Genomic DNA, 21,621 nt, shown 5'->3' with positions numbered 1-21,621 from the left:
TCGGCGCCGTCGATTTTCAGTCGACTCGGCGGTTTCTGCCCGATCATGGGCGTACTCGACGGCTGACGATTGGAGGGCGTGATGGGGATCGTGGCGGTGACCGGAGTGACCGGGACGGTGGGCCGGCTCGCGGCGGACGCTCTGTCGTACGCGGGAGTTCCGTTCCGGATGCTGGCGCGCTCGCCCGAGCGGGCGCCGCGCTTCCCGAACAGCGACGTCGCCGCCTGCAGCTACGGCGACACCTCGGCGGCGCGCGCGGCGTTGGAGGGCGTCGACACCCTCCTCATGGTGTCGGCCGCCGAGAACGCCGAGCGATTGCGCGAGCACGTCGCGTTCGTCGACGCGGCGGCCGCGGCTGGCGTGCGGCACATCGTCTACACATCGTTCTTCGGTGCGGCTCCCGACGCGACCTTCACGCTGGCGCGCGACCACTTCGCCACCGAGGAGCGGATCGCGGGAAGCGGGATGTCGTACACCTTCCTCCGCGACAACCTCTACCTGGACTTCGTCGAGTACCTGGTGGGGGATGACGACGTCATCCGCGGCCCTGCCGGTCACGGGCGCGCGGCGATGGTCGCGCGGGCCGACGTGGCCCGGGTCGCAGCCGTCGCCGTGCAGCGTCCCGAGCAGCATCGGAACGTCGCCTACGACCTCACGGGTCCGGAGGAGCTGACGATGGCGGAGGTCGCCGAGAAGCTGACCTCTCACCTCGGTCGTGCGGTGTCGTTCCACGACGAGACAGTGGAGGAGGCGTACGAGTCCCGCAAGAAGTGGCACGCCCCGCAGTGGCAGTACGACGCGTGGGTCTCCACCTATACGGCGATCGCCGCGGGCGAGCTCGCCGGCGTCAGCGGCGACGTCGAGCGCGTCACCGGCCGGCGGCCCCTCTCCTTCGACGAGTACCTCGCGGGCGAACGATGATAAGGGCCCCGGCTGCCACGTGTCGCCTGCGGGCAACTTCGGATTCTGAAGCATGTTGCGTCTTTTGGGTGCTTCTAAAGAGGTCGCGTCCATGAGACGATGCACTTCATGAAGGATTCTCACGGTATTGATGTCGCTGAGCCCGCGTCCGTTCACGGCCCCGGTCGTGCCCCTGCAGGAATCCCCCTGACCATTCGCATGGGCGAGCGCGAGTTCGCGGCGCTGGTCCGCATTGCCCGCCACCGGGAGACGACGGCGGCCGAACTCGTCGAGCAGCTGGTGCTGCACGCGCTCAGCCGGGCCGACGTGCCGCCTCCCGCCGAGTCGCACCCCGCCCGTAAGCACACCACCTACGAGGAGGCCACGGCCGGCTTCCGAGCCGATCACGGCGTCAGGACCCCTCCCGATATGTGATCTTGCCAGCGCTGTGCGCCCTGTCGTACCGTGTGGCCAGCATGGCGGCGCTGCGCCGCGATCCTGGGCGAGACGGGGTGCATGATGACCGATGTTCGCGTGACGGGCTGGACAGGGTGGGCCTGGTTCGCCGCGATCCTGCTCTTCATCGGAGCGGCGATCGATCTCTTCTACGGGTTCATGGCGATCTTCGGGCCGGACACCGCGTACTTCGTGTCGCCGAAAGCGCTCGTGAGCTTCAACCTCCAGGCGTGGGGGTGGTGGTCGGTGATCATCGGCGTGCTGCTGCTGCTCGCCGGGGTCTTCCTCATCCGCGGGGCCCTCTGGGCGCGCATCTTCGCCGTGATCGTCGCCGCCCTCAACGCGGTGACGCAGCTGATGTCACTGCCGGCCCAGCCCTGGTGGTCGATCGTCATGGTCACCGTCGACCTTCTGGTCATCTACGCCGTGACCGTGCACGGCCGTGAGCTGAAGGTGCTCGCGGGCGAGGACTAATCGCCGAACCGCGCGCTCAGTCGGCGCATGAGGTCGCGCATGGAGGTGTCGCGCGGGACGCCGTACATCGCGCCGGGGAAGTCGAGTCCGCGCTGCAACGCCCACAGCTCGTCGTGGCGATCGGGTGAGAACAGCTCTGCGGGGTCGCCGGCTGCGATCCAGCCGATCGGACCACGGTGTCCGGCAAGAGCACGGAGTTCACGTGGAGCACCGCGTGGACGCGCAGCTCCGACCGTGCGCCGACGACCGCGCCCGCGAACACGCAGGCGCCTGTCGCGACGAACACCTCGTCCTCGATCCGGGCCCCGGTGATGTTGGTGTGCGGACCGATGAGCACGGCGTCGCCGACCGTCACGGGATGTTCGGCCCGTCCTCGGATGACCGCGTGCTCCATGACGAGCACGTCCTCCCCGAGCACCACCGGGCCGCGCGAGCCATCGAGCACGGCCCCGGCCAGCACGCGCGCGCCCGGCCCGATCGTCACGTCCCCGCTGACCACCGCGCTCGCAGCCATCGACGCCGTCGGATGAATTCGCACCATCCCCACACCCTCAGGCGCATCCATCACTCTCCCATCACCGCCGAAGGGCAGGTAGACGCCCCTCAACGCGGGCGGGTTACAGGTGCTCCGAATGGCCCAGCACGTGCACCGGAATGCCGAATGAGAGCGCGACGCACACGATCCCGGCGAAGAAGACCAGCCCTTCCCAAGCCGGCAGGGTGTCGGCCAAGCCGAGGAGGAAGAGCCCCACCAGGAAGAGCAGGAAGCACAGGATGAATGCGATCACGTCGCCCATGCCGCAACTATCCACCTCGCCCTATGGCTTGGCAAGAGCGCCCGCACGCGCGATGCTGTGCTGGTGGAGCAGCGAACAGCGCAGCAACGAACAGCGCAGCAGCGCGCAGCCCGCGTGCGCGGCCTCCATCCGCTGCGCAGGATCGGTGTGCTCCTGGCCGACTGGGAGTTCGCCCTCCGGCACCAGCTGCGCGCGGCGTTCGACCGCGGGGAGCCCGACTCGCTCGTCGACGAGAGCGGCGCAGGAGAGCCCGTCGTCCTGCTGCCGGGGATCTACGAGACGTGGCGGTTCCTGCACCCGCTGGCCCGCCGCCTCCACGCCGCCGGGCACCCCGTGCACGTGGTCGCGGCCCTCGGCGACAACCGGATGTCGCTGGAGGAGGCTGCCGACCATGTGCAGCGCCATCTGCTCGACAACCACCTCGGCGACGTGACGATCGTGGCCCACAGCAAGGGCGGCCTGGTGGCGCGTGTGCTCCTCGGCCGGCCGGAGGTCGCCGCCCGCATCCGGCGCGTCGTCGCGATCTCGACGCCGTTCTCGGGGTCTACGCTGGCCGACTGGGTTCCGATCCCCGCCGTTCGTGCGCTGCGGCCCGACGGACCGGACTTCGCTTGGCTGGCGGCCACCGACGCGGACGTCTCGCGCATCGTCTCGATCTGGGGCTGGTACGACCCGCACATTCCGAGTGGCTGCGCGCTGCCTGGCGCGCTCAATATCGAGGTCCCGGTCGGAGGCCATTTCCGCATCCTGGGCAGCCCGCGCGTGCTCGCGCTGGTGGACGACCTCACCGACATGTGACCCACCAACGGGTGATCTGTGGGTGACGAACCCTTTTGCGCATCGCCGCGCACCGCTATCCTCAGCCTCGTGAAGGCCGGGCCGCCCCGCGGCGGGCCGCGGACGGGGAGGGCGACCATGACGCGAACGATCCGGAGGGCGCCCGTCGGCCTCCTCGGCGCCTGCGCCGCCGCTGCGGTCGTCGTGGGCCTTCTGTCGGGCTGCGCGGGCACGCCGAGCGGCGCAGCCCTCGTCGGAACCTGGGGGTCGACCGCCGAGAAACAGCCGAACCTCACGATCGAGAACGACGGCGCCTTCTCGGGCACCGACGGCTGCAACCGGCTCACCGGTCGCGGTTCGATCGACGGCGACAGCATCACGTTCGGGCCCATCGCCAGCACCATGATCGCGTGCACCGGCGTCGACGAGTGGCTGGGCAAGGCCGTCACCGGAACCGCCAAAGGCAACACCATGGTCGTCTACGACATCAGCGGAAACCAGATCGGAAAACTCGACAAGAAGTGATCCGAGGGGATCGGAAGGGGGGCGCGCACATGGCGCGGCTCGAGCCAGACATCGTATCGGCGATCGGGGACACCCCCCTCGCCCCCGCCTACACCGGGCGCCTCTCGCGTAAGAGCCCGCCGGATGTCCTGCCCGACGAGGCGACCGACCCGGGGTCCACGTACCGGTTGATCCGCGACGAACTGCTGCTCGACGGCAGCTCGCGGCTCAACTTGGCGACATTCGTCACGACGTGGATGGACCCCGAGGCCGAGGTCCTGATGGCCGAGGCGTTCGACAAGAACATGATCGACAAGGACGAGTACCCGGCGACCGCCGCGATGGAGCGCCGCTGCGTCTCGATCGTGTCCGGCCTCTTCAACGCCGAGCCGGGGGAGCCGACGGGGGCCGCGACCATCGGATCGAGCGAGGCGGTCATGCTGGCGGGCCTTGCGCTCAAATGGCGGTGGCGTATGCGCCGCTCGGGAGCGACAGGTGGCACGGAGGCGGGAGGCGTCCCCAACCTGGTGCTCGGCTCGAACGTGCAGGTGGTGTGGGAGAAGTTCTGCCGCTACTTCGAGGTCGAGCCCCGCTACCTCCCGGTCGCGAAAGGACGTTACGTCATCACGCCGGAGCAGGTCGTCGACGCGGTGGACGAGAACACCATCGGCGTCGTCGGCATCCTGGGAACGACTTACACCGGCGAGCTGGAGCCGATCGCGGAGATCTGCGCGGCCCTCGACGCCCTCGCCGCCTCGGGCGGCCCGGACGTGCCGGTGCACGTGGACGCCGCGAGCGGCGGCTTCGTGGTGCCGTTCCTGCACTCCGACCTGGAGTGGGACTTCCGCCTCCCGCGCGTGGTCTCGATAAACGTCAGCGGGCACAAGTACGGCCTCACCTATCCGGGGATCGGTTTCGTGGTGTGGAGGTCGGCCGAACAGCTGCCGGAGGAGCTCGTCTTCCGGGTGAACTACCTCGGCGGAGACATGCCGACGTTCACGCTGAACTTCTCGCGTCCGGGCAACCAGATCATAGGCCAGTACTACAACTTCGTGCGGCTGGGCCGGGCGGGCTTCACCGCGATCATGGAGGCGCTGCGCGAGACCGCCCTGCTGATCTCGAAGGGTCTCACCGACGATCCGGCCATCGAGATCATCACCGACGGCTCCGCCATCCCGGTGCTCGCCTTCGCTCTGAAGGAGGGCACTGCCTACACCGTCTTCCAGGTGTCGCACGAGCTGCGCGCCCGCGGCTGGCAGGTGCCGGCGTACACGATGCCCGCCGACGCGACCGACGTCGCCGTGCTGCGGGTGGTCGTCCGCGACGGCTTCAGCGCCGACCTGGCGGACGACCTCGTGCGCGATGTCCGCGCCGTCTGCGCCGAGCTCGACGAGCAGGCACGGATCGCGGGACCGGCGACAGAGGCGGGCGCGAAGGCGACCAAGTCGGCACGCACCAAGTCGCACTTCGCGCACTGAGTGGACGGCCCGTGAGCGGACGACCCGTGAACGGCGACGGAGGCGCCTGGGGTCGGAACAGGGTTCTGCTCTCCGACGCCTCCTTCGCCGTGGGGTCCGTGTGCTTCGCGCTCGCCGCCCTGCCGTCGATCGCCGTGGCGATCGGGGCGATCGCCACGAACGTCGTGTTCGTGACCGGCTCGATCTTCTTCACGGCGGGCGCTGGGCTGGCGCTCGGCCTCCCGAACCGCAGCTCGTCGCTCATCCAGTTCGTCGGAACGCTGTTCTTCAACGTGAGCACCTCGCTCGCGCTCGCCGCCGCGGTGCCGGCGGGAGCGGCGGGAGGGACCGGCTGGCGCCCGGACGTCTACGGCTCGATCTGCTTCCTCGTGTCGAGCGTTCTCGCGGTGGTCGCGCTCGCGCGGCAGCGTGCTGACCGCGCGCGGTGGAGCTCAGAGGCAGCGCGGAGCGCGCGGTGGAGCTCAGAGGCAGCGCGGAGCGCGCGGTGGAGCTCAGAGGCAGCGCGGAGCGATGCCGCGACCCCAGCGCCGCGCGGTGGAGCTCAAGAGGAGCGCGAAGCGATCCTGCGACCCCAGCGCCGAGGGAGCCTGCGACCGAGGGCAGAGCCTGCGACCGAGGACTCCGTGGCGGCCTGGCTCAACCTGACCGGCTCGGTACTGTTCGGCGTCGCGGCCATCGGCGCCTTCGAGCTGCCGGGGACGGACGCCCTCCTGAGCCCGTTCTGGAGCGGAGTCGGGACGGTCGGCGGCGCCCTCTGCTTCCTGGCGGCTGCGGTCCTCGGTCTCGTTCCGACCGCACGGGCGCGACCGGAACGTCAGCGCGCGGCGACCTCCTCGAAGTAGTACCCCGCCGCGAACCCGAGCCTCCAGGAGCGCGACCCACGACGAACGAGTTGGCAGAACACGCCGTCTCGTCAACGTGCGTCGCGGCGTGTCCTGCCAACTCGTTCGACTACGCGAGGGCGCGGTCGATGGCGGCCAGCTCGTCCTGCGTGAGCGGGGCGGCGTGCAGCGCACCCAGGTTCTGCTCCAGCTGGGCAACGCTGCTCGCGCCGATGATCGCGGACACGACGACCGGCTCCCGGAGCACCCACTGCAGCGCCAGCTGCGCGAGGCTCTGCCCGCGTCCGGCCGCGATCTCGTTCAGCGCGCGCGCCTTCGCGAGCACGTCCTCCGTCAGGTCCGACTCATGGAGGAACAAGCTCGTGACCGCACGGGAGCCCTCCGGCACGCCGTTCAGGTAGCGGTCGGTGAGCATGCCCTGGGCGAGCGGCGAGAACACGATCGCCGAAGCGCCCACGCGCTCGACGGCCTCCAGCGTGCCGTCCTCCACGTGTCGGTCGAACATCGAGTAGCGCGGCTGGTGCAGCAGCAACGGCGTCCCGGAGGCCGCGAGCAGCGCGGCGGCCGCCTCGGTCTGCGCCGGGTCGTAGTTGGAGACTCCGGTGTAGAGCGTCTTGCCCTGGGCGACGGACGTCGCCAGCGCGCCCATCGACTCCTCGAGCGGGGTCTGCGGGTCGGGACGGTGGTGGTAGAACACGTCGACATAGTCGAGCCCGAGCCGCTTGAGGCTCTGGTCGAGCGACGACAGCAGGTACTTGCGCGAGCCGAAATCGCCGTAGGGACCGGGCCACATCAGGTAGCCGGCCTTCGTCGACACAACGATCTCGTCACGGTAGGCGCGGAGGTCGGTGGCGAGGATCCGGCCGAAGAACTCCTCGGCGGCTCCGGGCGGCGGCCCGTAGTTGTTGGCGAGGTCGAAGTGCGTCACGCCCAGGTCGAACGCCCGCAGCACGATCGCGCGCTGGGTGTCGTAGGAGCGGGCGGTGCCGAAGTTCTGCCACAGGCCGAGCGACAGCGGAGGCAGCTGCAGCCCGCTGCGTCCGGCGCGGCGGTAGGGCATCGAGTCGTAACGGGCGGAGTCGGCGACGTAATCAGAGGGCATGGGGACCAGCGTAGAGCGCGACCCGGCACTACCGTCGGCATGAGCGGGGCGACGGGAGGCCGGATCGCGTAGGCGGCGCCCGGGCCGTGGGTGTTCCCTCCTCGCCGGGCCGCCGCGCCTGACGTCGGCTGACCTGAGTACCATTCCTGCCATGGACACCAACACGTGGCTCCTCGACTCCGATCCGAGTATCCGCTGGCAGGTGCTGCGTGACCTCGCCGGCGCGTCCGATGAGACCGTCGCCGCTGAGCGCGACCGCGTCGCGACCGAAGGCTGGGGCGCGCATCTGCTCGATCTGCAGGGTCCGGACGGCAACTGGGACAGCGGTGTCTACCGCCCCGGCTGGGCGCAGGAGGACCGCCCGTTCTTCGACGCGTGGACCGCGACTCATTTCGTCCTCCAGCAGCTCATCGCCTTCGGCGTCGACCCGAAGCATCCGCGTGCTCTGGAGGCCGTGTCCCACGTGCGCGATCACGTGCGCTGGGACCACGGCGGCGAACCGTACTTCGACGGGGAGGTCGAGCCTTGCATCAACGGGATGGTGCTCGTGGCCGCAGCTTACTTCGGCCAGGACGGCTCGCGCGTCGCCTCCACGCTGGCCGGCGACCGACTCGACGACGGCGCGTGGAACTGCTGGGCCGCGTACGGCGCACGGGTGTCGTCCTTCCACTCGACGATCTGCGCGGTGGAGGGACTGGCGGCGTGGCAGGCCGCCGGAGCTGCCGACGCCGCGGCCGCGGAGGCGCTGCGTTCGGGCGAGGAGTACCTCCTGGCGCGCGGGCTCTTCCGCCGGCTGAGCACCGGAGGCATCGCCGACCTGCGGATGACGATGCTGAGCAACCCGGTGCGCTGGTTCCATGACATCCTGCGCGGGCTGGAGCACTTCCGCAGCGTGGACCGGCGCGATCGCAGGCTGCAGGAGGCCGTGGAGGTGCTGCGAGCGAAGGCCGATGCCGACGGCCGCTGGAACCTGGAGAACCGGCACGAGGGCCCGACGTGGAACGACTTCGGCGAGAACGAGGGTATGAGCAGCCGCTGGATCACCTTGCGCGCCCTGCGCGTCCTCCACTGGTGGGACGCCGCCTCCCCGAAATGACTCGTCCCGACCCGCCGCCCCCCACAGGGGGTGACGACGGATCGGGACGAATCGATCAGCGGAGCTGGCGGCGACGGCGGCGGAGGAGCGCCGCACCCGAGAGGGAGGCCAGCGCCGCGGCGGCGAGCAGTGCCCACCAGGCGGGGCCGGTCACCGGGCTGCCACCGGTGTCCGCCAGCGAGCCGTCCGGCCCACTCGGACCGCCCGGATTGGGGACGGTGTCGACCGGGCCGGCGACCACTGTGGTGACCGTGCTGGTGGCAGGGCTCACCGGGTCGACGCCGGCAGGCGGAGTCGCGTTCGCGGTGGCGGTGTTGACCACCGTGCCGAGGAGGGCCTCGGCGTCCGTCACCACGTGAGCGTTGTCGCCGTGGCAGACGATGCTCTCCCCTGGCGCCAGCGGACCGGTGGGGCAGGTGACCGAGCCGCTGAGCTGGTCGGTGACCGTGACGTCGGTCAGGGTGACGTTGCCGGTGTTAGTGACGGTGAACGTGTAGGAGATGGTCTCGCCGGCGTCGACCTTGCCGTTGCCGTTCTCGTCACCCGGGACCGCGGTGGTGACCAGGTTCAGCGAGCCGTTGGCCGCGGCGGTCGGCGTGCTGACCGTGCTGCTCGCCGGCGTGATCGGCGTGACGCCGGGAGGGGTCGTCCCATCCGCGGTGCCCGTGTTGGGCACGTGGCCGTTCACGATGTCCGCCTCGGTCACGGTGTACGGGTTGTCGCCGGTGCAGGTGATCGTCGCGCCCGGTGCGAGCGGGCCGGTGGGGCAGGTGACCGAGCCGCTGAGCTGGTCGGTGACGGTCGGATCCGTGATGGTGACGGTTCCGGTGTTGGTGACGGTGAAGGTGTAGGAGATGGTCTCGCCCACGTCGACCGATCCGTCGCCGTTCTCGTCGCCGGGCACCGCCGTGGTGACGATGTCGAGCGCGCCGAGAACGGTGCCGGCTACCGGAGTGGTCACCGAGCTGCTCGGCGGCGTGAGCCCGGGCGCCCCGGGCGGTGTCGTGGCATCGGCGGTTCCGGTGTTGGCCACGTCGCCGGTGATGAGGTCGGCCTCCGTGACGGTGTGCGGGTTGTCGCCGGTGCAGGTGATCGTCGCGCCCGGTGCGAGCGGGCCGGTGGGGCAGGTGACCGAGCCGCTGAGCTGGTCGGTGACGGTGACGTCGGTCAGTGTCACGGTTCCGGTGTTGGTGACGGTGAAGGTGTAGGAGATGGTCTCGCCGACATCGACCGATCCGTCGCCGTTCTCGTCGCCGGGAACGGCCGTGGTGACGATGTCGAGCGACGACGTCGCGACGACGGTCGGTGTTGTGACGGTGCTCGTCGGCGGGAAGATCGGGGTGACTCCCACTGGAGTGGTGCCGTCGGCGGTTCCCGTGTTGGAGACCTGTCCGGCCACGATGTCCGCGTCGGTGGCGGTGTGCGGGTTGTCGCCGGTGCAGGTGATCGTCGCGCCCGGTGCGAGCGGGCCGGTGGGGCAGGTGACCGAGCCGCTGAGCTGGTCGGTGACGGTCGGATCCGTGATGGTGACGGTTCCGGTGTTGGTGACGGTGAAGGTGTAGGAGATGGTCTCGCCCACGTCGACCGATCCGTCGCCGTTCTCGTCGCCGGGAATGGCCGTGGTGACGATGCTCAGGGCGGCGGCCGCGACGACGGTCGGTGTTGTGACGGTGCTCGTCGGCGGGACGATCGGGGTGACTCCCACTGGAGTGGTGCCGTCGGCGGTTCCCGTGTTGGAGACCTGTCCGGCCACGATGTCCGCGTCGGTGGCGGTGTGCGGGTTGTCGCCGGTGCAGGTGATCGTCGCGCCCGGTGCGAGCGGGCCGGTGGGGCAGGTGACCGAGCCGCTGAGCTGGTCGGTGACGGTCGGATCCGTGATGGTGACGGTTCCGGTGTTGGTGACGGTGAAGGTGTAGGAGATGGTCTCGCCCACGTCGACCGATCCGTCGCCGTTCTCGTCGCCGGGAATGGCCGTGGTGACGATGCTCAGGGCGGCGGCCGCGACGACGGTCGGTGTTGTGACGGTGCTCGTCGGCGGGACGATCGGGGTGACTCCCACTGGAGTGGTGCCGTCGGCGGTTCCCGTGTTGGAGACCTGTCCGGCCACGATGTCCGCGTCGGTGGCGGTGTGCGGGTTGTCGCCGGTGCAGGTGATCGTCGCGCCCGGTGCGAGCGGGCCGGTGGGGCAGGTGACCGAGCCGCTGAGCTGGTCGGTGACGGTCGGATCCGTGATGGTGACGGTTCCGGTGTTGGTGACGGTGAAGGTGTAGGAGATGGTCTCGCCTACGTCGACCGATCCGTCGCCGTTCTCGTCGCCGGGAACGGCCGTGGTGACGATGCTCAGGGCGGCGACCGCGGCGGCGGTCGGCGTCGTCGCGGTGCTGCTGACCGGGGTGAGCGGCGGAACTCCCGCAGGGGTCGTGCCGTCAGCCGTGCCGGTGTTGCTCACGAGCCCGGTGAGGATGTCGGCCTCTGTGACGGTGTGCGGGTTGTCGCCGGTGCAGGTCACGGTCGCACCCGGTGCGAGCGGGGCTGTGGGACAGGTGACCGAACCGCTCAGGCCGTCCACGACCGACAGGTTCGTCACCGTCACATTACCGGTGTTGGTGACCTCGAACGTGTACGAGATGGTCTCGCCGAGGTCGACGACTCCGTTGCCGTTCTCGTCGCCCGGGATCGCTGTCGTGACCAGTGAGATGGAGCCGGCCGCGGCGGCGGTCGGTGTTGTGGCGGTGCTGCTGACCGGGGTGAGCGGCGGAACTCCCGCAGGGGTCGTGCCGTCAGCCGTGCCGGTGTTGTTCACGAGCCCGGTGAGGATGTCGGCCTCTGTGACGGTGTGCGGGTTGTCGCCGGTGCAGGTCACGGTCGCACCCGGTGCGAGCGGGGCTGTGGGACAGGTGACCGAACCGCTCAGGCCGTCCACGACCGACAGGTTCGTCACCGTCACATTACCGGTGTTGGTGACCTCGAACGTGTACGAGATGGTCTCGCCGGGGTCGACGACTCCGTTGCCGTTCTCGTCGCCCGGGATCGCGTTGGTCACGATCGACAGCGCTCCGGCCGCGGGGCCGGCGACCGGTGTGGTCGCCGTGCTGGTCGCGGGTGTGACGGCGGGGACGCCCGCGGGCGGTGTGGCGTTCGCGGTACCCGTGTTGACCACGTCGCCGGCGATGAGGTCGGCCTCCGTGACGGTGTGTGGGTTGTCGCCGGTGCAGGTGATCGTCGCGCCCGGTGCGAGCGGGCCGGTGGGGCAGGTCACCGAGCCGCTGAGCTGGTCGGCGACGGTCACGTTGTTCAGGGTCACTGTGCCGGTGTTCGTGACCTGGAAGGTGTACGAGATGGTCTCGCCGGGGTCGACGACTCCGTTGCTGTTCTCGTCGCCGGGGACAGCGGTGGTCACCAGCGAGATGGAGCCGACCGCGCTGCCGGCGACCGGGGTGGTCGCCGTGCTCGTCGCGGGCGTGACGGGCGGGACGCCCGCAGGCGGTGTGGCGTTCGCGGTACCCGTGTTGATCACGTCGCCGGCGATGAGGTCGGCTTGGGTGACGGTGTGCGGGTTGTCGCCGGTGCAGGTCAAGGTCGCCCCGGGTGCGAGCGGCGTGGTGGGGCAGGTCACCGAGCCGCTGAGCTGGTCGGCGACGGTCACGTTGTTCAGGGTCACTGTGCCGGTGTTCGTGACCTGGAAGGTGTACGAGATGGTCTCGCCGGGGTCGACGACTCCGTTGCTGTTCTCGTCGCCCGGGATCGCTGTCGTGACCAGTGAGATGGAGCCGGCCGCGGCGGCGGTCGGTGTTGTGGCGGTGCTGCTGACCGGGGTGAGCGGCGGAACTCCCGCAGGGGTCGTGCCGTCAGCCGTGCCGGTGTTGCTCACGAGCCCGGTGCGGATGTCGGCCTCTGTGACGGTGTGCGGGTTGTCGCCGGTGCAGGTCACGGTCGCACCCGGTGCGAGCGGGGCTGTGGGACAGGTGACCGAACCGCTCAGGCCGTCCACGACCGACAGGTTCGTCACCGTCACATTACCGGTGTTGGTGACCGTGAACGTGTACGAGATGGTCTCGCCGGGGTCGACGACTCCGTTGCCGTTCTCGTCGCCCGGGATCGCGTTGGTCACGATCGACAGCGCTCCGGCCGCGGGGCCGGCGACCGGTGTGGTCGCCGTGCTGGTCGCGGGTGTGACGGCGGGGACGCCCGCGGGCGGTGTGGCGTTCGCGGTACCCGTGTTGACCACGTCGCCGGCGATGAGGTCGGCCTCCGTGACGGTGTGTGGGTTGTCGCCGGTGCAGGTGATCGTCGCGCCCGGTGCGAGCGGGCCGGTGGGGCAGGTCACCGAGCCGCTGAGCTGGTCGGCGACGGTCACGTTGTTCAGGGTCACTGTGCCGGTGTTCGTGACCTGGAAGGTGTACGAGATGGTCTCGCCGGGGTCGACGACTCCGTTGCTGTTCTCGTCGCCGGGGACAGCGGTGGTCACCAGCGAGATGGAGCCGACCGCGCTGCCGGCGACCGGGGTGGTCGCCGTGCTCGTCGCGGGCGTGACGGGCGGGACGCCCGCAGGCGGTGTGGCGTTCGCGGTACCCGTGTTGATCACGTCGCCGGCGATGAGGTCGGCTTGGGTGACGGTGTGCGGGTTGTCGCCGGTGCAGGTCAAGGTCGCCCCGGGTGCGAGCGGCGTGGTGGGGCAGGTCACCGAGCCGCTGAGCTGGTCGGCGACGGTCACGTTGTTCAGGGTCACTGTGCCGGTGTTCGTGACCTGGAAGGTGTACGAGATGGTCTCGCCGGGGTCGACGACTCCGTTGCTGTTCTCGTCGCCCGGGATCGCTGTCGTGACCAGTGAGATGGAGCCGGCCGCGCTGCCGGCGACCGGGGTGGTCGCCGTGCTCGTCGCGGGCGTGACGGGCGGGACGCCTGCGGGTGGCGTGCCGTTCGCCGTGCCGGTGTTCGAGACCTGGCCGGCGATCAGGTCGGCCTGGGTGACGGTGTGCGGGTTGTCGCCGGTGCAGGTCATGGTCGCCCCGGGTGCGAGCGGCGTGGTGGGGCAGGTCACCGAGCCGCTGAGGCCGTCGACGACGGACACATTCGTCAGGGGGACGTTGCCTGTGTTCGTGACGTCGAACGTGTAGGAGATGGTCTCGCCCACCTCCACCGAGCCGTCGCCGTTCTGGTCGCCCGGGATGGCGTGCGTGACGATGCTCAGCGAGCCGATCTGCGGTGGGATCACGTTGATGGGGGGCGTGGAGGCGTCGCCGCCACCGCAGGAGCCGTCCTGACAGCCGGGGTCGGTCGGTGTGATCGTCGCTGTATTGGTGGCGAGTCCACCGGCCACGGCGGTAGCGGTGATGGTGAAGACCGTCGTCCCGCCTGGTGGGATCGTCGTCGTGCCCGTCACGTTCTGCCCGGTGAACCCGCCCGAACACGTGCCGGGGGCCGTCGTGGTGCAGGTGACGTTCGTCGGCGAGACGGTCGAGGGGAGCGCGTCCGCGAGGTCGGCCGTGCCCGTGTAAGCGCGGGAGTTCGTGGCGGTGACGGTGTAGGTGACGGTGTCGCCGACGTTGTACGTTGTCTGGTCGGACGTCTTCACCTGCTTGAAGTACGGGCCGCAGCCCGGATCCTGGATCGACGTCATGCCGAAGATCGCCGCGCCCATGCTCGCGATGGCCGTCGTGGGCAGCGCGGCGGTCGACGACGCCGTCGGGAGCGAGTCGACCGAGCGGAACGTCTGGTCGGGTCCGCCCGTGTAGACCACGCTCTCCGCCTGCGTCAGCCCGTATGACGTGGGGACCGTGCCGATGGCCGTCGTCGTGCCGTCCGGGTGAAGGCGGAACAGCGTGGTCGGGACGCCCACGCCCGAGGAGGCGCTCCCCGACATCAGGGTGTCGCCGTCCGCCAGCTGAATGAAATCGCCCGTTGGGAAGAAGCCGGCCGGATAGGACGCGATAGGCGTGGCCACGCCCGTCGTCACATCCACCGAGTACACGTTCGAGTTGCCGTTGAAGCCGATGAGCATGCCGCCGTCGCGTGTGGGCGACAGCGCGACCGGGTTACCGAGCGCTGGGCCGCTCGACGGGGTGATGGTCACAGAACTCAGCTCGGCGCCGGTGGTCCGGTCGATCTCGACCAGGGTCGAAGCGGCGAGGGCATACGCGGCGTACAGGTGCGTTCCATCGGAGCTGAAACCGATGTCTCCGTAGCTCCGCAGCAGGTTCACGGACGAGACCACGGTACCGTCCGCCGCCACCTCCCTCAGCGTGTTCGGGCCCGCAGTGTTGAGGTAGACGTTCTCAGCGGGACAGACGACGGCCGACGACGCGGGCGCCGCGGGGAGGGCCACCGACACGGCGACGAGGCTCGAGACGCCCAGGAGCGTGGAAAGGGCCGCGGCGACACCGCCGCGGAGCCTGGAGCGGAGCCGCCCTGCGCGGACGGGGCGGGGGAGCATGGGCTCGCCTCTCGTCCCGCGATGGATTCGTGGTTCGGTACGTGACATGGCTCTGTTGCCCCCGGCTCGACGTTGATGGCATTGATGATGACGGTGGAACGGAGGCAAGCATTCGTGCCGCGACGGGACCGTTTGTCGACGGTGAGACCAAAAACCCTTGTATTTCCTGGGCTGCGCAGGAGCGCTGACGAACTCGTCGGCACTCGGCCAGCAGGCACTTCACCAAGGCCTTCACCAAGGCCTTCACCCTAATAGGTTCCGCGCGCGGCCGGACGCGACGGTCACGCCTCCGCCAGCCGCCTTCGGCAGCCGGCGCACCGATGTCGTCGATGATCGCGCCGGCGGCGCGGAGGCCCATGATCTGTGCCGCGCGCACGGCGGCCTCCTCGTACTCCGGCGTCGACTCCACCGTTCGCGCAACGGACGTGGTCGCTCTCGCGCCGAGTCGGTGGACATGAGGTGAAGCGGCGTGTGAAGGAGCCGCGGCTTCTGTCTGGCGGAAACGCATGTCCACGCTGTTCCCGCGTCGGGGTTCGTTTTGCGAAATATTCGCTTGATCAGCTGATATTTACGATTCCAGCAGGCTACGGCATGGCTGGACGGTGCCCGCTCTCGTCTGGGGTCGCACGCTAACGTGCCGGAGACCACGAGGGGGAACCAGAGGGTGAACGAGCAGAGTACGGCGAATTTCATGCCGCGTGACCGCGCAATCGGCACGCGTCGTCCGAGGTCTGGCAAGGAACGGGGCAAGCGCCCGAGGTTCCGAGGAGTGGTGGCCGCCCTCCTCAGCGTGCTGCTGGGGATCGGAGGGCTGGTGGCCGTCACCCAGGCCGCGAGTGCCGCGCCGACGGATCAGCAGTGCTCCTACGCGAACGCCGGCACGGGACAGTACGCGCGGACACTGTGCTGGCTCGACATGAGCGCTTACTCGGCTGCGCAGGCTGCAGCCGGTGGGCAGCAGATGCAGGTCAAGCTCCCGGGCGGCTACACGCTCACCTACGACATCTCGCAGACGGGCCGTACGCTCACGGCGACCAACTTCCCCACGTGGAGGAACGCTTTCCTGGGTCGGGACGACGCGGCTGTTCCTGGAAGTCCCGGCCAATACCAGGGGGTGGCCGGAAGACCTGCTCTTTATCAGGTGGCCACTCCAGTAGGAGACTCCAGGGTGTCGCTGACCAACATCTCGCTCACCGACGCGGGCGGCAACCCCATCAGGGCATTCGCGATCGTCGCGGCCGATGCCGAGTCCACCGACAACGGCGAAAGCATCGTGTTCTCCTCGGACACTCCGCTCCGACAGATCGCACCGATCGGCAACGCGTGCCCCGACCAGTTCTCCGGGCTGGGGACGACCACCGTCACCTGCCTCAGCCGGGACGGAGTCCTCCGAACGGGTACGGCCATGCTCGCGGCGGACAGCCCGACGACCCTGACCCAGAACCTCCTGAGCGGCCAGATCCAAGGAGTCGCCTTCGGGGTCCTGATCTCGAAAGTCGTCCTCAACAAGACCGTCGCCAGCCGTGTGAGTGCGTCCGACTCGTTCGGGCTGAGCGTCACGTCGCACGAAGGACTCCAGCTCGCGACGGCGAACACCGGCACCGGCACGACCGCGACGACGGACGAGGTCGAGACCATCGCCGCCGCACCATCCGACCCCTTCACGCTCGCAGAGACCTCCACCGCGGGCAGCCCGCTCACGGCGTACGAGCAGTCATGGTCTTGCACGAGGAACGGCTCCGCCGACGCCTCGCTGCCCTCGGGCGCTGCAGGCAGCTCGGCTCAGGTCGTGCTCGGAACCGGGGATCTGGTCGACTGCACCATCACGAACACGGCGCTGCCCGCGAGCCTCAGCCTCCAGAAGCAGGTCGGTTCCGTGGTGGATGTCAACGGCAACGGACTCCGAGATGCCGGTGATCAGGCGAACTACGTCTTCACGGTGACGAACACCGGCTCATTGCCGATGGAGAACATCGCCGTCAACGACCCGAGCGTCGGCGCTGTCAGCTGCTCCGCCACCACCCTCGCGCCCGGCGCGACCACGAACTGCGCGGCAGTGAACCCTTACACCTTCACGTCGGCGGACGTGGCAGCAGGCTCGTTCACCAACACGGCGACCGCCACGGGCAATCCGCCGGGCACCTCCACCGTCGTGACGTCCAACTCCTCTGCGACCACGACGACTCTCGAAGCCGCGAACGCCGGTCTCGCCATGACCAAGAGCGCGACGCCGGCGACAGCGGGGGCGCCTGGCACCGTCGTCACGTACGACTACGCCGTCACGAACACAGGCAATGTCGATGTCAGCGCCATGTCCATCGTCGAGTCGTCCTTCTCGGGGTCCGGCCCGGCTCCAGCGCCTGTCTGCCCGGTGACCGCGCTCGCTCCGGGAACGTCCACCACATGCACTGCGACCTACACGATGACGCAGGCGGACTTCGACGCCGGTTCGGTGACGAACACCGCTCGCGCGACAGCACTCGATCCGCAGAACGGGACGGTCGACTCACCCGACTCGTCGGCGACCGTGACGATGACGCCGGCCCCGGCGATCGAGCTGGCGAAGTCCGTGTCCCCCGACGACGCCGCATCCTTCGTGGTGGGCCAGCAGCTGACGTACTCGTTCGTGGTCACCAACACCGGAAGCGTCACCCTCACGGACGTCGGCATCACCGAGCAGGCCTTCAGCGGCACCGGCGGTGCGGTCAATCCGACCTGCCCTGCCAGTGCGCCCATCCCGCCGCGGGGTCAGGTGACCTGCACCGCGACCTACACCTTCACGCAGGCCGACATCGACGCCGGTGACCTGACGAACACGGCGACCGCGCACGGCACGCCTCCGAGGGGGACCGTGGTGGACTCGCCTCCGGCGACCGTCGCCGTGGCGGGCGACCCGGCACCCGCGCTCGTCCTGGAGAAGTCGGTGACACCGACGACGGTCGCGGCAGCGGGCGACGTCGTCGACTACTCGTTCGCCGTCACCAACACCGGCAACGTGACCATGAAGAACGTCTCCGTCACCGAGACGGCGTTCTCCGGGAGCGGCCCGTTCCCCGTGGTCACGTGTCCCGCGGAGGCCGCGACGATACTGCCCGGGGCTCGGGTGGTCTGCTCGGCGAGCTATACGCTCACGGCCATTGACGCCGACCGGCCTCAGCTCACCAACACGGCCACGGCCACCGGCACGCCACCGGCATCGGCCGGCGGCCCCGTGACCAGCGCGCCGTCGAGTGCGGTCGTCGCGATCAGCGAAAGTCCCGCGTTGAGTCTCGCGAAGACGGCGAGTCCACTGCACGCTAGCGCCGCTGGTCAGACGATCACCTACTCGTTCGCCGTGACGAACACGGGAGACGTGACGGTGAATGGCATCACCATCGCCGAAGGCGCGTTCTCCGGAACGGGCACCGCGCCGACGCCGACCTGCCCGGCCGGAGCAGCCGCCCTCGCCCCCGGCGCTACGGTGACCTGCACCGCGACCTACACCGTCACCCAGGCGGATGCGGACGCCGGCCGAATCGACAACACCGCGACCGCTGCAGGCACCTCGCCGTCCGGGGTGGACGTCCCGTCCAACGAATCGCAGAATGTGGTGCCGATCACGCCTGACGCCTCGGTGACACTGCAGAAGACGGCGTCGGTCCCCAACGTGACTGCTGCCGGTCAGACGGTGACCTACACCTTCCTCGTCACGAACACCGGCAATGTGACGTTGCTGAGCTCCGACGTGATCGAGGGCCGGTTCACAGGGCACCCCGTCCTGAACCCGGTGTGCCCGCCCGGGATCTCGTCCCTCGCGCCCGGTGAGAGCATCAATTGCACGGCCGACTACACCGTGACGCAAGCCGACATCGACGCAGGCGCGATCGAGAACACGGCCACCGTCTCCGGACGCACTCCGGAAGGTGTGGAGATCACCACGCCGCCGTCGACGATCAACATCACGGCCCAGGCTGCTCCTGCACTGGAGATCCGGAAGTCGGTGACCCCGACGACGATCACGGCCGCCGGACAGTCGCTCACTTTCGACTTCGTGCTGACGAACACCGGCAATGTCACGCTGACCGACGTCACAGCCGTCGAAGGAGTCTTCACGGGCTCAGGGCCGAGGCCCGTCGTGACCTGTCCGGCCGAGGCCGCGTCGCTCGTTCCCGCGGCCTCGGTCACCTGCACTGCCCAGTACACGGCGACTCAGGCCGACGTCGACGCCGGAGCGGTGACCAACATCGCCACCGCTGACGGGACGCCGCCAGCCGGTGGCACCACGGTGAAGTCTCCGCCGTCCTCCGCGACGTTCAACGCAGTCGACTCCCCGGCCCTCAGCATCGTGAAGACGGCGAGCCCGACGACGATCACGCGGTCGGGCGAGATCGTCACGTACAGCTTCGTAGTGACGAACACGGGCAATGTGACGATGTCGGACATCGCGGTCATCGAGGGATCGTTCTCGGGTACGGGCGTGGCCCCCGTCGTGCAGTGCCCGACCGGCCCGATCGTCCTCGCCCCCGGTGACACCGTCACGTGCACGGCCACCTACACGGCTACCCAGGACGACGTCGACGCCGGGAACGTCGACAATACGGCGACAGTGCAGGGCACCAGCCCGGCAGCCCCTGGAGTGCCGCTGACCTTCGGGCCGGCGACGAGCACCTTCGGTGCGACTCCGGAGCCCAGCCTGAGCATCGTCAAGTCGGCCTCGCCGTCCGATTCTGCTTCCTTCGTCCCCGGAGCCGATATCACCTACACCTTCGTGGTGACGAACACCGGCAACGTGACACTGGACGACCTCCAGGTGACCGACACCGGGTTCACGGGCAGCGGTCCCGCGCCCGCGCCCGATTGCTCGGCCGGACCGACGACGCTGGCCCCGGACGAGCAGCTCACCTGCACGGCCACCTACACGGTCACCCAGGCGGATGTGGATGCCGGCGGGATCACGAACACTGCGACTGCCAGCGGCCTCCCGCCGTCGGGCGGCACCGCGATCGAGAGCGAGCCGTCGACGGTGACCCTGCCGCACGTCGCCGCTCCCGCACTCGACCTGGTGAAGACGGCAAGCGTCTCAGGGGCTTCGATCGACTATCGCTTCGCGGTGACCAACACGGGCAACGTGACCATGTGGAACGTTGCGATCGCGGAGGGCGACTTCTCGGGCACCGGCGCCTTCCCCGCCATCGATTGCCCTGCCGGTGCCAGTGCACTCGCACCCGGTGAGGTCATCGTGTGCACCGCGAACTACATCCTGACGGACGCCGATCGACGCACCGGCGCCCTCAGTAACACAGCGACTGCCGGAGGCGACGCGATCGGCGGCCCGGTGACCTCGCCGCCCTCGACCGCGCGAGTCACGTTGGCTGGCTTCGCGGCTTTGGCGCAGACCGGACTCGAAATCGGCGACATCCTCTGGCTCGTGGCGCTTCTCGTCGGGGTCGGTGGAACGATCGCAGCAGGCGCATACCTGCGACGACGCCAGTCGTAACCGATGGTGAACGGTGGCGGGGCGACGAGCGGTCGTCCCGCCATCGGCGTGTGCCGCAGCGCGGCCGGTCGTGACGGTCAGGCCTCGACCAGCGGCGCCTTCGGCAGCCGGAGCACTTTGCTGCGGCGCTTGCGGCGATCCGGGATCATCGACCGCATCTCCTCGAGCTTGCCGAAGCAGAGCAGACGGTCGCCCGCCTGCAGCTCCACTCCGCTGCGCGGGTTGGGGATGACGGTCGCACCGCGGTGCAGAGTCAGCACCGTGATGTCGCGGTCCCACAGGCCCGATTCCTTGATCGTCTTGCCGACCAGATCGGCGTTGCCGTGCACCAGAAGCTCTGCGACGCCGTAGCCGCGAGAGACGCTCAGCCGCTGGCGAACGTCGATCTCGGGGAAGGCGACCTGGTTGTCGATGAAGTCGATGATCGCGCCGGCCACGTCCAGGCCGGTCGCGCGCTCGATGCCCTCGAGGCCGGGAGAGGAGTTGACCTCCATCACCAGCGGGCCGTCGCGACCTTCGAGCATGTCGACGCCGGCGACGCGGAGGCCCATGATCTGCGCCGAACGCACCGCGGCCTCCTCGTACTCCGGCGTCAGCTCCACCTTCTCGACTGTTCCGCCACGGTGGACGTTGGAGCGGAACTCGTCTCCGCTGGCGACCCGGCGCATCGCCGCGACGACACGGTCGCCGACGACGAGGGCGCGGATGTCGCGACCGCGGCTCTCCGAGATGAAGCTCTGAATGAGGACGTTCTGCTTCGTGGAGTGCAGGGTCTCGACGATCGATTCGGCGATCTTCGCCTCCGGCGCCAGGATGACGCCGATGCCCTGGGTGCCCTCCAGCAGCTTGATGACGACCGGCGCACCGCCTACCTGCTGGATCGCCATGCGCACGTCAGCCCGGCTGTTCACGAACGTGGTCGCCGGCATGTCGATGTTGTGGCGGGAGAGGATCTGGTTGGCGCGCAGCTTGTCGCGCGAGTTGGTGATGCCGTTCGCGGTGTTGGGGGTGTAGACGTCCATCTGCTCGAACTGCCGCACGACCGCCGTGCCGTAATACGTGATCGAGTTGCCGATGCGCGGTAGCACCGCGTCGTAGTCCGACAGCAGCCGGCCGCGATACTGCAGGTCGGGCTCGTCCCCGGAGAGGTCGATGGCGAACCGCAGGGTGTTGAGCACCTTGACCGTGTGGCCGCGATCCCGCGCCGCGGCGCGCAGGCGCTGGGTCGAGTACGCGTGCGGAGCGCGGGAGAGGATGGCGAGCTTCATCGATGGATCCTGCGAAGA

At 69.4% G+C, this 21,621-nt stretch carries 14 protein-coding genes; 9 read left to right on the top strand and 5 right to left on the bottom strand.

Features of this window, described 5'->3' with window-relative positions; all coding sequences use genetic code 11:
* Positions 1-81: 81 nt before the first annotated feature.
* The 3 genes from ACPPVW_RS06785 to ACPPVW_RS06775 all read left to right on the top strand — a co-directional run bounded on the left by ACPPVW_RS06785 (position 82) and on the right by ACPPVW_RS06775 (position 1,830).
* The gene (locus ACPPVW_RS06785) at positions 82-921 is read left to right on the top strand and encodes an NAD(P)H-binding protein (protein ID WP_426626261.1); all 840 of its coding nucleotides are present in this window, start codon (positions 82-84) and stop codon (positions 919-921) included.
* A gap of 108 nt (positions 922-1,029) precedes the next feature.
* Complete coding sequence (locus ACPPVW_RS06780) at positions 1,030-1,335, top strand: hypothetical protein (protein ID WP_426625752.1); 306 nt, start codon at positions 1,030-1,032, stop codon at positions 1,333-1,335.
* Between the two features lie 81 nt (positions 1,336-1,416).
* On the top strand, positions 1,417-1,830 hold the full coding sequence (locus ACPPVW_RS06775) for a DUF7144 family membrane protein (protein WP_426625751.1): 414 nt from the start codon (positions 1,417-1,419) through the stop codon (positions 1,828-1,830).
* Positions 1,831-1,846: 16 nt separating this feature from the next.
* Here the strand turns inward: ACPPVW_RS06775 and ACPPVW_RS06770 are convergent, their stop codons facing one another.
* Entirely contained in the window at positions 1,847-2,371 is a 525-nt protein-coding gene (locus tag ACPPVW_RS06770; protein ID WP_426625750.1) for a gamma carbonic anhydrase family protein, read from the bottom strand.
* Between the two features lie 76 nt (positions 2,372-2,447).
* Positions 2,448-2,627, bottom strand: coding sequence for a hypothetical protein (locus ACPPVW_RS06765; protein WP_426625749.1), 180 nt, complete (start codon positions 2,625-2,627; stop codon positions 2,448-2,450).
* Between the two features lie 63 nt (positions 2,628-2,690).
* Here ACPPVW_RS06765 and ACPPVW_RS06760 point away from each other — a divergent pair, with 63 nt between their 5' ends.
* The 4 genes from ACPPVW_RS06760 (at position 2,691) to ACPPVW_RS06745 (ending at position 6,228) form a co-directional block, all read left to right on the top strand.
* A complete protein-coding gene (locus ACPPVW_RS06760) occupies positions 2,691-3,425 on the top strand; it encodes an esterase/lipase family protein (protein WP_426625748.1) in 735 nt (244 codons plus the stop codon).
* 117 nt (positions 3,426-3,542) lie between these two features.
* Entirely contained in the window at positions 3,543-3,929 is a 387-nt protein-coding gene (locus ACPPVW_RS06755; protein ID WP_426625747.1) for an META domain-containing protein, read from the top strand.
* Positions 3,930-3,958: 29 nt separating this feature from the next.
* The gene (locus ACPPVW_RS06750; protein WP_426625746.1) at positions 3,959-5,386 is read left to right on the top strand and encodes a glutamate decarboxylase; all 1,428 of its coding nucleotides are present in this window, start codon (positions 3,959-3,961) and stop codon (positions 5,384-5,386) included.
* An 11-nt stretch (positions 5,387-5,397) separates the two neighbouring features.
* A complete protein-coding gene (locus tag ACPPVW_RS06745) occupies positions 5,398-6,228 on the top strand; it encodes a hypothetical protein (RefSeq protein WP_426625745.1) in 831 nt (276 codons plus the stop codon).
* Positions 6,229-6,337: 109 nt separating this feature from the next.
* Here the strand turns inward: ACPPVW_RS06745 and ACPPVW_RS06740 are convergent, their stop codons facing one another.
* Positions 6,338-7,330 carry an aldo/keto reductase gene (locus ACPPVW_RS06740; protein ID WP_426625744.1) on the bottom strand — a complete coding sequence of 331 codons (993 nt, stop codon included), beginning with the start codon at positions 7,328-7,330 and terminating at the stop codon, positions 6,338-6,340.
* 151 nt (positions 7,331-7,481) lie between these two features.
* Between ACPPVW_RS06740 and ACPPVW_RS06735 the strand changes: the two genes are divergently transcribed.
* Positions 7,482-8,426: a hypothetical protein gene (locus tag ACPPVW_RS06735; protein WP_426625743.1), complete on the top strand. Its 945-nt coding sequence runs from the start codon at positions 7,482-7,484 to the stop codon at positions 8,424-8,426.
* A 55-nt stretch (positions 8,427-8,481) separates the two neighbouring features.
* On the opposite strand, the gene ACPPVW_RS06730 is transcribed toward ACPPVW_RS06735, so the two are convergent.
* A complete protein-coding gene (locus ACPPVW_RS06730; protein ID WP_426625742.1) occupies positions 8,482-14,859 on the bottom strand; it encodes a beta strand repeat-containing protein in 6,378 nt (2,125 codons plus the stop codon).
* A gap of 769 nt (positions 14,860-15,628) precedes the next feature.
* Here ACPPVW_RS06730 and ACPPVW_RS06725 point away from each other — a divergent pair.
* Positions 15,629-20,335: a DUF7507 domain-containing protein gene (locus tag ACPPVW_RS06725; RefSeq protein WP_426625741.1), complete on the top strand. Its 4,707-nt coding sequence runs from the start codon at positions 15,629-15,631 to the stop codon at positions 20,333-20,335.
* Between the two features lie 77 nt (positions 20,336-20,412).
* On the opposite strand, the gene rimK is transcribed toward ACPPVW_RS06725, so the two are convergent.
* Positions 20,413-21,603, bottom strand: coding sequence for a 30S ribosomal protein S6--L-glutamate ligase (gene rimK, locus ACPPVW_RS06720; RefSeq protein ID WP_426625740.1), 1,191 nt, complete (start codon positions 21,601-21,603; stop codon positions 20,413-20,415).
* Positions 21,604-21,621: the final 18 nt, after the last annotated feature.

Origin of the sequence: Leifsonia sp. McL0607, assembly GCF_049993355.1 — a bacterium.
Classification (GTDB): Bacteria; Actinomycetota; Actinomycetes; order Actinomycetales; family Microbacteriaceae; genus Leifsonia.
The sequence above is the reverse complement of the archived record's forward strand: the minus strand, read 5'-3'. Positions and strand labels throughout refer to the sequence as shown.

What these genes read in the sequence shown, in the direction of transcription:
- ACPPVW_RS06785 (WP_426626261.1), top strand. Translation starts at nt 82, where the DNA reads ATGGGGATCGTGGCGGTGACCGGAGTGACCGGGACGGTGGGCCGGCTC.
- ACPPVW_RS06780 (WP_426625752.1), top strand. Translation starts at nt 1,030, where the DNA reads ATGAAGGATTCTCACGGTATTGATGTCGCTGAGCCCGCGTCCGTTCAC.
- ACPPVW_RS06775 (WP_426625751.1), top strand. Translation starts at nt 1,417, where the DNA reads ATGATGACCGATGTTCGCGTGACGGGCTGGACAGGGTGGGCCTGGTTC.
- ACPPVW_RS06770 (WP_426625750.1), bottom strand. Translation starts at nt 2,371, where the DNA reads ATGGTGCGAATTCATCCGACGGCGTCGATGGCTGCGAGCGCGGTGGTC.
- ACPPVW_RS06765 (WP_426625749.1), bottom strand. Translation starts at nt 2,627, where the DNA reads ATGGGCGACGTGATCGCATTCATCCTGTGCTTCCTGCTCTTCCTGGTG.
- ACPPVW_RS06755 (WP_426625747.1), top strand. Translation starts at nt 3,543, where the DNA reads ATGACGCGAACGATCCGGAGGGCGCCCGTCGGCCTCCTCGGCGCCTGC.
- ACPPVW_RS06750 (WP_426625746.1), top strand. Translation starts at nt 3,959, where the DNA reads ATGGCGCGGCTCGAGCCAGACATCGTATCGGCGATCGGGGACACCCCC.
- ACPPVW_RS06740 (WP_426625744.1), bottom strand. Translation starts at nt 7,330, where the DNA reads ATGCCCTCTGATTACGTCGCCGACTCCGCCCGTTACGACTCGATGCCC.
- ACPPVW_RS06735 (WP_426625743.1), top strand. Translation starts at nt 7,482, where the DNA reads ATGGACACCAACACGTGGCTCCTCGACTCCGATCCGAGTATCCGCTGG.
- ACPPVW_RS06730 (WP_426625742.1), bottom strand. Translation starts at nt 14,859, where the DNA reads ATGCTCCCCCGCCCCGTCCGCGCAGGGCGGCTCCGCTCCAGGCTCCGC.
- rimK (WP_426625740.1), bottom strand. Translation starts at nt 21,603, where the DNA reads ATGAAGCTCGCCATCCTCTCCCGCGCTCCGCACGCGTACTCGACCCAG.